Annotated in this window: 9 protein-coding genes; 1 reads left to right on the top strand and 8 read right to left on the bottom strand. The window is 32.5% G+C overall.

The window, feature by feature from the left end:
- Positions 1-107 precede the first annotated feature (107 nt).
- From HNP35_RS12115 to HNP35_RS12080, 8 genes are all read right to left on the bottom strand, one after another.
- Positions 108-2,855 (bottom strand): aminopeptidase, encoded by a 2,748-nt coding sequence (locus HNP35_RS12115; RefSeq protein WP_184162112.1) that lies wholly within the window; start codon positions 2,853-2,855, stop codon positions 108-110.
- Between the two features lie 268 nt (positions 2,856-3,123).
- On the bottom strand, positions 3,124-3,852 hold the full coding sequence (locus HNP35_RS12110) for a TIGR00730 family Rossman fold protein (protein ID WP_057116425.1): 729 nt from the start codon (positions 3,850-3,852) through the stop codon (positions 3,124-3,126).
- A 435-nt stretch (positions 3,853-4,287) separates the two neighbouring features.
- Positions 4,288-5,196, bottom strand: coding sequence for a hypothetical protein (locus HNP35_RS12105; RefSeq protein WP_184162110.1), 909 nt, complete (start codon positions 5,194-5,196; stop codon positions 4,288-4,290).
- Between the two features lie 85 nt (positions 5,197-5,281).
- Complete coding sequence (gene uvrA / locus HNP35_RS12100) at positions 5,282-8,113, bottom strand: excinuclease ABC subunit UvrA (protein ID WP_184162107.1); 2,832 nt, start codon at positions 8,111-8,113, stop codon at positions 5,282-5,284.
- Between the two features lie 131 nt (positions 8,114-8,244).
- Positions 8,245-9,213: a tetratricopeptide repeat protein gene (locus HNP35_RS12095; protein WP_184162104.1), complete on the bottom strand. Its 969-nt coding sequence runs from the start codon at positions 9,211-9,213 to the stop codon at positions 8,245-8,247.
- Positions 9,214-9,316: 103 nt separating this feature from the next.
- A complete protein-coding gene (locus HNP35_RS12090; protein ID WP_184162101.1) occupies positions 9,317-11,101 on the bottom strand; it encodes a chloride channel protein in 1,785 nt (594 codons plus the stop codon).
- A 72-nt stretch (positions 11,102-11,173) separates the two neighbouring features.
- Positions 11,174-12,862 (bottom strand): gamma-glutamyltransferase, encoded by a 1,689-nt coding sequence (ggt, locus tag HNP35_RS12085; RefSeq protein ID WP_184162098.1) that lies wholly within the window; start codon positions 12,860-12,862, stop codon positions 11,174-11,176.
- A 32-nt stretch (positions 12,863-12,894) separates the two neighbouring features.
- Positions 12,895-13,479, bottom strand: coding sequence for an ACP phosphodiesterase (locus HNP35_RS12080; protein ID WP_184162095.1), 585 nt, complete (start codon positions 13,477-13,479; stop codon positions 12,895-12,897).
- A gap of 207 nt (positions 13,480-13,686) precedes the next feature.
- Here HNP35_RS12080 and glmM point away from each other — a divergent pair, with 207 nt between their 5' ends.
- Positions 13,687-15,075 carry a phosphoglucosamine mutase gene (glmM, locus tag HNP35_RS12075; RefSeq protein ID WP_184162092.1) on the top strand — a complete coding sequence of 463 codons (1,389 nt, stop codon included), beginning with the start codon at positions 13,687-13,689 and terminating at the stop codon, positions 15,073-15,075.
- Positions 15,076-15,251: the final 176 nt, after the last annotated feature.

Raw genomic sequence — 15,251 nt, 5'->3', positions numbered from 1 at the left:
ATTATTTGTATTCAAAATCAAAAAACTACGTATTTTATTTATGTAATTTATATGTAAAATTTAATTTTATTGATAATTTCGCAAGTTTTTGTTTAATTTTTATTTGATTAAAACCATTTTCGGGTAAAAAGAGTAACTAATGTTTTTGGTGAGAAAGTGATTATAAATCGTATTTTTTCATTGTATTTTGTTTGTGTTATCTCCCAACCATTATTAGAATAAACAGGAAAATAAAGTTCAAAGTAGTCTGGAACCAAGTTTAAACGGACACCAGTATCGTAAGCAAAAAACTCACTTTGATGCTTATTCTTCATTAAACCAATGTCGCCATAAAGCTCTACCCAATTCCAAATTGCGTAACTGGCATTTAAAGTTGTCATCCATTGGTTGGCGTATGAAGGCTCTAATTGTGATTTGAAACCTCCCTCGGCAATTACATATTGTTGACTAAAAAATCCTGTACTTTCAGATCTTCCGAAAAGATTATAATCAAACAAATAATCTGTCGGTCGGTCTAAACCAAAACTAAAATAATCTGAGTTTGTTGTATTGTAAAGGAAAGTTCCAGCAAATAATCTTAAGTTTAATTTTTTATTGTTTTGAAATAATCTTCGGTATTCTATTTCTGCCGATGCCTTTCCAAAATCTCCTGCAAATTGCACATCGGTCATGAAATTGAAATGATCAATTAATTCTGTTTTTGTGTTCGAATATCGAGCATTAAAAATTGAATAATTTGGTTTTGAATTGTCTGTAATGTATTCGCTCGCTTCACGATTTACAATTACTTGACGTGCCAGAATAAGCTGTTTTCTATTGTCTCTAAAATCTTTTTCTCGAATTCTGAATTGTACCATCGGGTTCAATCTTAAATACGTTGCGTCTGGAGCGTAATGGAAAAAATTTTGGCTAATAGAATAGCGCACATTAAATAAAGTACTGTTTCTATAATATTGATTCCAAGAAAAAGCAGATGAACCTGATAAACTTCCTGTTTTAGAAGAGAAAGCGGGATTAATATCAAAATTAAATGGTTTGTCTAATATCGTTTTGTTATGAAATCTTATACCAGGCGTAAGTCCGTCATAATAATTGTAATAAATTGTCGGAATATATAAAATCTGATTATAATTCGGATCTTCTAAATCTTTTGCAAAATTAAATTTGATAGGGCGGTTCAGTGAAATGCTTTTAAGAGATTTCCAGTTGTTTCTCTGATTGTATTCTGGAACTTCATTATCAAAATTAATGACAATTTTATCTGCGTTTTTTCTTGGCAATTCGTAAACTGAATCTTTATTTTTTGGTTCTATCCATTCTTTAAAAACAACCTGATTTTTTTTGGTTCCATACACAGGAATAGGAGCGTAGATGCCTGTTTTGTTTTTAATCGAAAAGGAAACGCTATCAGCAGTTCTGGAAACATTACTGAATTTATAATCAATTATATCTCTAGATTCAATAACCGTTTTGAAAAACCAGTCTATGTTTTTGGGGCTTTTTTTAGTTAGAATTTTTTCAAAGTCATATCGATTCGATTGTGCAATTTTGTTCAGATTATAAAACTCTTTTACACTTTCTGGAACAATGTCATGGTTGAGATAATCATCTAAATAACTCAAACTTAGACCTGCTCGGTATTTGCTTGCAATCTGCTCGTTAAATTTGATTAAGGTATTTTTAGGATCTCCCAATGGCTGATCTAGATTTTTACGAGCCATGAGCATATAATAATAGCTGTATTGCTCATTAAATGTCAGATTAGTGATATTATAACTTTTAAAAAGTTTCATATCCGAAAGCCTTCCCAACATTTTTTGGTCTTCATGATGTTCTTCCATGTATTTCATCATGGCATAAATCTGAATTCCATCATAAACCCAATTATCTTTTCTCGGATCTAAGCGAAGACTATTTTTAAGATAATTGTTCAAAAATGTTTTTAAAAACTGAATTTCAAACATAAAATCATCTGAAAACGGACTAATAAATGAAGGCAGCTGATTCAATCCGTAAAATGGATTTCGTTCATAATCTGCTTGCGACACCGTAATTTTATCATTTGGATATTCGCCAATAAAACGCTCCATAAACGAAACAACTTGGTCTATAATTACAGCCTTTTGAATCTCGCTTATTTTTTTACTTTTTAAATCTGTCGAAACTTCGATTAAACCATTATCGTAAGTTCTAAAGCTATTTTGTTTTTGTATATAAAGGCTAAAATCGGATCTGTTTTTACCTGAAAAAGAATAAACGCTATAATCAGGATTACTAACATCTTTAGCAATCGAATTTAAATCAGTTGTAATAGAATATGAATTTGGAATTTTAATAGCAACTTCATAATCTGTAACTGCGTTTGCGATATCATCTAGATTAAAATTGTTATATTTTATAAATTCATGATTCTCATATCGCGCAGGACTTATAAACCAATTTTTTAAAGCCATTCCGCCATTTTGATCAAAACCAAAATGGGTAAACTTATCGTTTGGAATTTTAGCAATATAAGTAAGATGTAAATCGATTTTTTCGTTTGGAGCCAGTTTTCTATTCAGTCTAACAATAATAAAATCTGGATTTTTTTCCGTTCTTTCCCATTCTAAAGCAGTAGAATTTTCATCTGTCAAACTTAAAATGGTAGTTTTTCCTCTATCAACAGCTTTCGCTAAATGGAATCCTCTATAAAATTCATCAGAAAAACGTTTTGCTAAAGGAGTATTTTTATCTACAAAGGCATTATTCCAATCATTAAAAACAATCGAATCTAAAGAATCATTTGAAGTATTGTGAAAAGTAATATCCTGTTTGAGGTTCAGAGTTTTAAGCTCAAGATTTACCGCCACTTCCATCTTAGATTGATGTTGTGCAGAAAGTTTTATCGAAAAGAATAAAACTATAATGAGGCAAATAATTTTATAAAGTGCTTTCAAATAATGGCTTAAAAATGTTCAGATATACTTAAGTTACGTACATAAAGTTACTTCGGATTTTTGTAAAAATAGCATAAAAAAAGCTGTTTAAAAAAACAGCTTTCAATTTTTACGATACTTAACATAAATTAACGATAAACGACCATTATATTTATTGCGAAGCACATTATCGCTTTATATAATTAATTTAGAAATTCGGACTTAAATCGTATTTCTTGTAGAATTTATCCAAAACATCAACAACTTCATCTTCTGTATCTACGATTTTAAATAAATTCAAATCTTCTGGGCTAACAGTGTGCATTTTCTCCACCAAAACAGTTTTAACCCATTCAATTAAACCAGACCAGAATTCAACTCCAACCAAAATAATTGGGAATTTTCCAATCTTCTTAGTTTGGATCAAAGTAATCGCTTCAAACATTTCGTCTAAAGTTCCGAAACCACCTGGCATTACCACAAAACCTTGAGAATATTTTACGAACATTACTTTTCTCACAAAGAAATAATCGAAATTCAAGTTTTTATCGTGATCAATATACGGGTTAAAGTGCTGTTCAAAAGGCAATTCAATATTTAATCCAACCGAAGTTCCGCCTCCTAAATGCGCACCTTTATTTCCAGCTTCCATAATTCCGGGACCACCTCCTGTAATCACACCGTAACCTGCTTTACTGATTTTATAAGCGATTTTTTCTGCCAATAAATAATATTTGTCGTCTGGTTTTGTTCTCGCAGAACCAAAAATAGAAACACACGGGCCAATACGTCCCATTGCTTCGTAACCATTTACAAACTCAGACATAATTTTAAAAATTGCCCAGCTGTCATTGGTTCTAATTTCATTCCACGTTTTTTGTTTCAAACGGTCCTGAATTACTTTATCTTCATCATTATCAAAATCTTCTAATCTCATTTTAGGTATTTTAATTTATTATTTTACTTATGTTTTTTCTGTACAAATTGTCATCCTGAGCGTAGTCGAAGGAAGGAGCTAATTCCTGCTGTTCCTTCCAATCTTTTGTGCCGAACCCCGGCACAAAAGGATTTTCCCTCCCATCAGGGCTAGGGCAATTGGCTTCAAATAAACAATTAGTCTAATCGAAACATCCTTTCTTTAAAAGATTGAATTTTTCAAAAAAAGCGGATACTAAATTAACACTTTTTTCTAGAATTGTTACAGAAAACAGGAATTATAATCTAAAAGTAATGATAGGGTAATGATAAAATAGAATTTCTTGTTTCATTATCAGTGTATTAATAAAATTTGGCATTCACGATAAATTAGAAATGTATTGTTCTATATGATATGTAAATGTTTTTATCGTTATTGTTCCATAGAAAAAGTTTGCTATTTCAAATTTTCTATTGTAATAGTTCTATAGGTTTCACAATAAGTATTTTTAGGAGCATTATTTCTTTTTCCTGGTTCTATTATTTCATTAAAAGAAAGAATAACTCGATCAATTTCGTCTTTTATAACTTTGTTTGGTGCGATAGAATTTACGTTTATAATTTTACCGTCTTTATTAATTGTAAAGCGAGGACTAAAAATAATTTCTCCTCTTAAATCTTGACTATTCAAGGTTTTCAAAGAAATATTTTGCAATAAGTACTCGTGCAATTTGTCATAAAGGCATTTGTTAAATTGCCAGTAAAATTGAGAATCTTGACAACCTTTTGCTACTGGAGGAACATCTGTTACTGCAAATTGACTTGCTTTTATTACAATTTCTTTGTTTTCTTTAGCAAATAACTGAACACTGATTTTAGCATTTTTATCGTTTTCTTTCAGCCCTAGTTTTTCTAAAGGATACTTTTTGAAAACTTCAATAATTTTTTGGTCTAATTCTTTATTTCCTGTATTGATTCGACAATTTGTTGCTTTTCCTTTTTTGCTTAATTCAAAAGTTAATCGAATAGTATAATTGTATTTGCTGTTTGAGAAGTTGTTATACAAATAAGAATCCTTAATCGCTGTGAAATCAATTTTTTTGAGAAGTTTTTTCTCCAGATAAATCTTGAAAAAGTTTGCTAAATCACTGTTTTCGCTTGGAAGAGCTAGAGCTTGAAAGATATTGTTTTCGCTTAAATATTCGTTTTCCTTTTCTTGTTTGGTATAATAAGGATTATCAGATTGATCTTCTTTTATGTTTTTAATTCGTTCTCCGACAACTTTATTAATACTGTCTTTTTGAGATTGAGAATAAGTAGTAAGAGAGAATATCGATATTATAAAAAATAATACGGTGGTTTTCATATTTCGCTTTTTTTAAAGCTAAAATATAAAATAATTACTACTAATTTATGTAGAGAGACAAAACTTTGTCAAAGTTCGTGTTTTTTTACTCTAACTCTTTTTTCAAAAACTTAGCTGTATAACTCTTTTTATTCTGAGCCACTTCTTCTGGAGTACCTTTGGCAACCAATTGTCCGCCACCTTTTCCGCCTTCTGGACCAATATCGATAATATAATCAGCAAGTTTGATAACGTCCATATTGTGTTCGATTACTAAAATCGTATTTCCTTTATCAACCAATTTATTGATCACTTCCATCAAAACGCGAATATCTTCAAAGTGTAAACCTGTTGTTGGTTCGTCGAGAATATAAAATGTATTTCCTGTATCTTTTTTAGATAATTCTCCTGCCAGTTTAATACGTTGCGCTTCGCCACCAGAAAGTGTTGTACTTTGCTGTCCTAGTGTAATATATCCTAAACCAACATCTTGAATCGTTTTGATTTTTCTGTATATTTTCGGAATATTTTCAAAAAACGGAACCGCTTCATCAACAGTCATGTCCAAAACATCCGAGATAGATTTTCCTTTATAACGAATCTCTAAAGTTTCTCTATTGAAACGTTTTCCTTGACAAGTTTCACATTCAACATAAACATCGGGTAAAAAGTTCATTTCGATTGTTCTAACTCCAGAACCTTCGCAAGTTTCGCAACGTCCACCTTTTACATTAAAACTAAAACGACCTGCTTTATAACCACGAATCATACTTTCAGAAGTCATCGTAAACAGATTTCTGATTTCTGTGAAAACTTCTGTATAAGTTGCTGGATTCGAACGCGGTGTGCGCCCAATCGGACTTTGATCAATATCAATAACTTTGTCAATATGCTCTAAACCTTCAATCTTTTTATAAGGTTGCGGTTTTTTAACGCCATTAAAATAATAGGCATTCAGAATCGGATAAAGTGTTTCATTAATCAATGTTGATTTTCCACTTCCCGAAACTCCTGTAACACAAGTTAATTGTCCTAATGGAACTTCAATAGAAACATTTTTTAAGTTATTTCCTGTCGCACCAGTTAGTTTTAAGAATTTGCCGTTTCCTTTTCGTCTTTTCTTCGGAATTTCCAGTTTCATTTTACCGTTCAAATATTGAGCAGTAATGGTATCCGAAGCTAAAGTTTCTTTAGGAGTTCCTATACTAATGATTTCTCCTCCATATTTTCCAGCTTTTGGGCCAATATCGATAACATAATCGGCAGTTTCGATCATGTCTTTGTCGTGTTCTACTACAATAACAGAATTTCCAATATCACGTAATTGTTCCAAAGAATGAATCAATTTTTCGTTATCTCTTTGGTGTAAACCAATGCTTGGCTCATCTAAAATATATAAAACACCAACTAATTGTGAACCGATTTGCGTTGCTAGACGAATACGCTGTGCTTCACCGCCAGAAAGAGATTTTGAACTTCGGCTTAAAGCCAAATAATTTAAACCAACATTCATTAAGAAATTCAAACGATCTTTGATTTCTTTTACAACTTCAGAAGCAATTAAAAGCTGTTTATCAGTTAAATGATTATTTAAATCTAGAAACCAAGCTGTTAAATCTGAAATATCCATATCACACAATTCGGTGATATTTTTTTCATTTACTCTGAAGAATAAAGCTTCTTTTTTAAGACGTGAACCTTCGCAGACTGGACAAGCGATTTCGTCCATAAAATCTTTTGCCCAACGTTTTATGCTCGTTGTCGCGCTTTCGTCGTATTGATTTTTGATAAAATTGGAAATTCCCTCAAAATCAATTTTATATTCTCTGGTTACGCCAAGATCTTTAGAATTGATTGAAAATTTATCTTTTCCGCCATGAAGAATCATTGTCATAGCTTCTTCTGGAATTTTCTCAATCGGATCGGTTATTTTAAATCCGAATTTTTCTCCAATTGTTTCCAATTGTTTGAAAATCCAAGAAGATTTGTATTCGCCAAGCGGAGCAAAACCACCACTTTTAATTGATAGTTTCGGGTTCGGAATAATCTTTTTTACGTTGATTTCGTGTACTGTTCCTAATCCGTTGCAATGTGGGCAAGCGCCTTTTGGAGAGTTGAAAGAAAATAAATTAGGTTCTGGATTCTGATAAGATATTCCTGTTGTCGGACACATTAAATTTCTGCTGAAATAACGTACTTCATTCGAGTCTTGATCTAAAATCATCAAAACATCTTCGCCGTGATGCATCGCTGTATTAATGCTTTCTGATAATCTTTTTTGTGTATCAGGATTGTCTTCGATAACCATTCGGTCAACAACAATTTCAATATCGTGTGTTTTATAACGGTCCAATTTCATTCCAGAAACTAAATCCTGAACTTCTCCGTTAACGCGTACTTTCAAAAAACCTTGTTTGGTAATCTGCTGAAATAGTTCGGCATAATGCCCCTTTCTCGCTTTAATTACTGGCGCTAAAATATTGATTCGTTTTCCGTTATAATCCTGAATAATCAAATCTTTAATTTGTTCATCAGAATACGAAACCATTTTTTCGCCTGTGTTGTAGCTGTAAGCATCTGCACCACGCGCATATAAAAGTCTTAAGAAATCGTAAATTTCAGTAATTGTTCCAACGGTCGAACGCGGACTTTTACTGGTTGTTTTTTGTTCAATCGCAATAACTGGCGATAATCCGTCGATTTTATCAACATCAGGACGTTCTAAACCACCTAGAAATTGTCTGGCGTAAGCCGAAAAAGTTTCCACATAACGACGCTGACCTTCAGCATAAATAGTGTCAAATGCCAAAGAAGATTTTCCAGAACCTGATAAACCAGTTATAACAACCAGTTTTTCACGCGGAATCGAAATGTCTATATTTTTCAGATTATGAACTCTTGCACCAAGAACTTCAATAGTATTGTCTTTATCTAACATAATTTTGAGCAAAACGCAAAGTTACCACTTTGATTTGTTCTTTTAGTGCTCGATAGCAAAAGTTTATGTTACAAATAGTAACAAAAAACGCCGATGAGAATCGGCGTTTTTTTAATTTTTAGTTTTGAAATCTATTTTGTACTGATATTATTATCGGCTAATATTTTGTCGAAAGCAGCTTCTTTACCGTCTTTTTTCATTTGAGAATAAATCATTCGAATTATCTTTTCAGCATCTGTTCTATAAGGCGATTTTTGTGCAATATAGATGTTGTAAGCCTTGCACATATTGTCTAAACCTTTTTCTTGATCGTTTAAATGAAGCGCGTACATTTGTCCAATTCCGTAAAAAACTTCAGGATTATTCGGTTCAATTTCTGCTAGTTTTTCGTATGTTTTTACCGCTTTGTTATATTCTTTTTTATAAGAGTAAACGACAGCAATGTTTTGCAATGGCATTAATCCGTTTGGATCTATTTTTAGTGATTTTTCGTAAGCTTCAATTGCTTCGTCGTATTTTTCTAATCTTCTGTAGCAGATTCCCATATTGTCATAAGCAAAAGCAAAATTAGGATCAATTTTTACAGCTTTTTTATAATATTCAATAGCGCCTTTATAGTTTTGTTTTTCCGATTCGTCAATTCCTAACTGATAGTTTTCTAACGCTTTTTCATTTTGTGAAATAGAGTTTTTATTCACTTTGTCATTTGTGGCAATTTTTCTTTTTAAAGTCTCACAATTGGCCATTAAATAGCGTTCTATTTTATAATATGATTCTTTGAAATCTTTAGAATTCGGATCAAAACTCATAGTAACATCGATATTCTTCTTTCCTTGAGCATCTGTGGTTGCTTTAGACATATCAAGATTGGCTAATTTATCACCAATTTGAAAAGCACCGACTTTATCGCTAATACAAGAATGGATGTCCGCTGTGATAGAATCTCGTACTCTGTCTAAAGTTGGTATCGAATCTATGCATTTGCAAGCGCCGTCTGCAATTTCTTTTAGTAGATTTTCGCTGTCTATTTTTGCTGTTTCTTGCGATTTAGCACTTTGAAATCCGGCAATTAGAAGAACAAGGATTAAATAGTTTTTCATCTATAAATTGGTTTTTGGGTTATCGTTTTTGGGATGATAATAGTAAACCAAATATAATGTTTTTTGTATGAATATATCTATTAATCACACAAGGGCGAAAAAATTATTCAATAGTCATAGAACGAAGTTTTGTTCTATAAGCTTCAAGCGCAATTGATTTAGAAATAAAGCCATGATATTTGCCATCTCTTAAAACAGGAAGAAAAGCAGATTTAGACATTTCGAATTTCTTCATCACAATTTCCATACTATCGAGTGAAGAAATTGTTGTCGTTGGTGCTTTCATTACATCTTTAATATTAGTGTACTTTACACGATAAGAGTTGAAAATAATTTCGCGAATATCATTAAAGTGAACAACGCCAACTAAATCTTTATCATTATTAACAACTGCAAAAACAACTTGATTAGAATGAGAAATTAAATCTACTAGTTTGCTCAGATTTTCTTCAGGATGAACCGTTAAATAATCGCATTGAATAATACTGTCAATATCTAAAGTCGATAAAATATTAGAATCTTTATTACTTGTAAAGGCGTGTCCCTTTTTAGCTAGTCCTTTTACGTCAAGCGAATATTTTTCGTAACGTTTTGAAATCGCAAAACTAATAGAAGAAACAATCATAAGCGGAATCATTAATCCGTAACCTCCTGTAATTTCTGCAATTAAGAATATTGCAGTTAATGGGGCATGAAACAAACCGCTCAAAATTCCCGCCATTCCGACCATTGTAAAATTGGTTATAGGCAATTTTGATAAACCGATTAGTGTTATAAATTTAGAAAAGAAATAACCTAAATAAGAACCTAAGAATAGAGAAGGAGCAAAGTTTCCTCCATTTCCACCGCTTCCAAGTGTTAGTCCTGATGCAAATACTTTAACCATCATGGTTGCACCAACAAATAGCAGTAAAACCCACTGATTATTTCTAAAATCTGCAAAAAGAGTATTGTCTAATAATTTTCCAGGATCGGCTTCAGACAAAGTTCTAATGCTTTCGTATCCTTCACCAAACAAAGTAGGAAAAACGAAAATAAGTAAAGCTAATAGTGAAGATCCAATTAATGCTTTTCGATAAGGATTGATTTGCTGTTTTGAAAAATAATGTTCGACTCTCTGGAAATTTCTAGAATAATAAATCGCTGTAAGTCCAGTAAGAATACCTAAAATTACGTAAAAAGGAATATTATGATAATCGAAAGTTTCTTGTTTTTTAAAGCTCAAAAGAATGCTTTCATCAAGTACAATTGCTGAAACTAATGCGCCAGTTGCTCCAGAAATCATAATTGGTGTAAAGGCAGAAATACTTACATCAACCAATAAAACTTCAATAGCAAAAAGAACTCCTGCAATTGGTGCGTTAAAAGCAGCAGCAATTCCGGCAGCAACACCACAGCCAATCAGTAAAGTTCTATCTTTATATTGCAACTTATAATTTTGCGCATAATTGGAACCAAATGCAGCTCCAGTAATTACAATCGGACTTTCTAAACCTGCAGAACCCCCCAAACCAACAGTTAACGAACTCGTAACAATCTGCGCATACATTTGCTTTCGCGGAATAATACTAGCCTTTTTTGCTACTGCATAAAGTATCTGTGAAGTTCCTTTTTGAATACTTCCGTTAAGGACTTTTTTGACTACAAAAACGGTCAATAAAATACCAATAATGGGAAGAATACTGTTAATGAAACTCAATTTTAGAATTCCATTTATATATGTAGCAAAAGAAAAAACGCTGTGGGCAAACGTTTTAAGAATAATTACGGCAAACGAACACGATATTCCAATTAAAACGCTTGATAAAAATAGAAACTGTTTTGGAGTCATTAAAGATTGCGCCAAAGCAATTATACTTTCTAGTCTTCTGAAATATTTTTTTAGCATTCGTTTGTAAAATTATAGGTCTTACAAAATTAAGTTATAATCTTATATAAAAAAATAAAAACCGCTACGGATTTAAAAACCTACGGCAGTATCGTCACCTCTAAAATCGGCGCCACCTTCTAATTTTCCTTCAGGTAAAACCAAAATAGCATCTACTTTTCCGATAATTGGAGTTGGTTTTTCATTAATTAGATAACTTTTAGCTTTAAGTTTATTAATGGTTTTAGTCTCGAAAGTATTGGGTTCGAAAGTAATTAAATCTGGCAACCATTGATGATGAAAGCGTGGTGCATTTACAGCTTCCTGCATGCTTAAATTATATTCGTAAACATTTAAAATCGTTTGTAAAACAGAAGTTATAATAGTTGAACCGCCCGGAGTTCCAACCACCATAAAAAGTTTTCCGTCTTTCTCTACAATTGTAGGCGTCATAGAACTTAACATTCGTTTTTGCGGTGCAATGCTGTTGGCTTCATTTCCGACTAAGCCGAACATATTTGGAGAACCGGGTTTGGCGCTAAAATCGTCCATTTCGTTATTTAAAAAGAAACCCAATTCGTCGCAATAGTATTTAGAACCGTAACCATCATTTAAAGTTGTGGTTGCTGCAATAGCATTTCCATATTGATCGACAATAGAATAATGTGTCGTTTCTGTACTTTCTGCGTAATTGACTTGTCCTTCTTTAATTTCAGATGATAAAGTTGCTTTTTCTGGATTAAAACTTGCCATTCGACCACGTAAATAGTTTTCATCCAGTAGTTCTTTCAACGGAATTTTTACAAAATCAGGATCGCCTAAGAAATAACTTCTATCGGCATAGGCTCTTCTTTCTGCTTCGACAATAACTTGAATGGCTTCGTCTGAATTATGTCCCATTTTGGCTAAATCGTATGGCTCCAGCATTTTTAGAATTTGAGCTAAACAGATTCCACCGCTACTTGGAGGCGACATAGAAGTGATTTTTAAATCTTTATAAGTAAATTGAAGTGGTTTTCTCCATTTTGCTTCATATTTAGCTAGATCATTCATCGTAATAATTCCGCCTTTCGATTTAAGATAATTAACTAAAATTTTAGCAGTTTCACCTTTGTAAAATTCATTTCGTCCCTTTTTTTGAATTCTTCTTAAAGTTTTAGCTAGAGCAGTATATTTTATAGTATCGTTTTCTTTGAATATTTTAGATGCGGGAGAATTTTCGCCATTAACTTTTACAATTTTATCATGATAATCGTTTAAGCTTTTTTCTTGTTTTTTCGTAACCACAACACCTCTTTCAGCCAAAGCAATTACAGGTTCAAGAATTTTAGCAATTGGCATTGTTCCGTACTTTTTATGAACGGCAAAAACGCCAGCAATAGTTCCAGGAACGCCGATTGCAAGTGCGGTTTCGGTACTTTTTCCTTTTATTACATTTCCTTCGCTGTCCAAAAACATATCTTTTGTAGCGGCCAGAGGAGCTTTTTCTCTATAATCTAAAGATCCTACTTCGCCGTTTGCTTTTCTGTACACCATAAATCCGCCGCCGCCAATATTTCCTGCAAAAGGGAAAGCAACGGCCAAAGCCAATTCTGTTCCGACCATGGCGTCAAAAGCATTTCCACCTTTTTTCATGATATCGGCTCCAATTTTTGAGGCTTCTTCGCGAGCAGAAACTACCATTGCTTTTGTAACAACTATTCCTGTTGGTGTTGCAGTTTTTTGCTGTGCGTTGTTTTGAGTAAGATATAAAAGTGCTACTAAAAGCGTAATTTTTTTCATAAACAATAATGGTTTAACAGGTAAAAAAGCGATTATAGAGAAAGCAATTTCACTTTAGCGTGTTTTTTCATTTCTTCAAAAAATGTTGTGAATTCCTCTTCAAAATCATCATAAAACTCTCTTAATTCTTCTACAGCGTACTGCATTTGAGAAATATTTTTAGACCTTCGATCCATTTGAGTCAAGATTTGATGAATTCCGTCAACAGTGCGATAACTCAAAAGCCAATTTCTTTCAATCATATAAGGCATCAATCCTTGTGTTTTTTCTGTTAGGATATCATAATTATCATGTAAAGAATGATAAAATCGGTTTATGAAGATTTCTAGCTTTTCATCAGAATAATTGCTCCAGTTTTTTGCTAGAAAATGATCGTAAACAATATCAACAATAACACCTGCATAATGATGATATCTATCATGAAGACGTTTGGTGCTTTTTCTAAAAATATCGTGAGAATCGGTGTAAGTGTCAATAAATCGGTGCAGTAAAATTCCTTTTTGCACGTCGATGGGAAAATGTTCAAATTGTTTTCCGCGAATTCCATCTGCCATAAAATTCCCGATTTTGATTAAATCATTTTCTCCAGAAAGGTATATATGAGCTAAGAAATTCATTTTTTCTAAAGTTTCTAAGAATCTAAATTTCTAAGATTCTGAGTTATTTTAGTAAATGTATAAAAACTTTTTGAAATCATTTTGTTATAAAAACAACTCATTGAAAGTAGTTTCTTATAAGTTAAATTTAAAATCTTAGAAACTTAGCACCTTAGTAACTCAGTAACTTTTTTATATTTGTAAAAAAAATAACCCTAACTCACAAAAATGACTTTAATAAAATCTATTTCTGGAATCCGCGGAACAATCGGAGGAAAAGTAGGAGACAATCTAACTCCTGTTGATGCAGTGAAATTTGCATCGGCGTACGGAACTTTCTTAAAAAATAATGCGAATAAAGATAAATTGAAAGTTGTAATTGGTCGTGATGCTAGAATTTCTGGCCCAATGATTCATAACTTAGTAGTAAATACTTTAGTTGGCTTAGGAATCGATGTTATCGATCTTGGACTTTCTACAACTCCAACTGTAGAAGTTGCTGTGCCTTTGGAACAAGCTGATGGAGGAATTATTTTAACAGCATCTCATAATCCAAAACAATGGAATGCTTTAAAATTACTGAACGCAAAAGGTGAATTCTTGAGTGGCGCAGATGGAGCTAAAATTCTTGAGATTGCAGAAGCAGAAGCTTTTGATTTTTCGGATGTAGACAGTTTAGGAACAGTTACAGCGAACGATGCTTATATGGATATTCATATTGATGAAGTTTTATGTCTTCCATTGGTTGATGTTCAAGCTGTAAAAGATGCTAAATTTAAAGTGGTTGTTGATGGAGTAAATTCTTCTGGAGGAGTTATTATTCCAAAATTGCTTGAAATAATGGGAGTTGAAGTGGTAAAATTATACTGCGAACCAAACGGACATTTCCCTCACAATCCTGAGCCATTAAAAGAACATTTAACTGATATTTCTGAGTTGGTTGTAAAAGAGAAAGCGCATTTAGGAATTGTAGTAGATCCAGATGTTGACCGTTTGGCTTTTATTAGCGAAGATGGCGAAATGTTTGGAGAAGAATATACATTAGTTGCTGTTGCAGATTATGTTTTGAGTAAAACACCTGGAAATACAGTTTCTAATATGTCTTCGTCTCGTGCATTAAGAGATGTTACCAAAGCTCATGGCGGAAGTTACGAAGCTAGCGCAGTAGGAGAGGTGAACGTTGTAGAATTAATGAAAAAGAATAATGCAGTTATCGGTGGTGAAGGTAACGGTGGAATTATTTATCCAGAATTGCATTATGGACGCGACAGTCTTGTTGGAGTTGCTTTGTTCTTAACACATTTAGCAAATAAAAAAATGTCTGTTTCTGCGTTGAGAGCTTCTTATCCAGAATATTACATGAGTAAAAACAAAATTGAATTGACGCCACAAATTGATGTTGATGCAATTTTAACTCAAATGACAGAGAAATATAAAAATGAAGACATTTCTACAATCGATGGTGTCAAAATCGATTTTGCGACAGAATGGGTTCATTTAAGAAAATCTAATACAGAACCAATTATTCGTATCTATACTGAAGCTCCTTCACAAGACGCTGCAGATAAATTAGCGCTTCGAATTATTGATGAAATTAAAGTAATTGCAGGAATCTAAGATTTCTGTTTTTAGTATAAAAAAGCCTCTTTTTAAACAAAAAGAGGCTTTTCGTTTTTTTTTACACACCTAGTTATCATTCCGTAGGAATGTTTGGTCGGTAGAAAATAATGATATTTCCAAGATTTAGACGTTCCGTAGGAACGTTTGATGGGTTAGATTGTTTAAATTAATAA

Source organism: Flavobacterium notoginsengisoli (assembly GCF_014207905.1).
GTDB lineage: Bacteria > Bacteroidota > Bacteroidia > Flavobacteriales > Flavobacteriaceae > Flavobacterium > Flavobacterium notoginsengisoli_A.
This window is presented reverse-complemented; position numbering and strand designations above follow the sequence as displayed.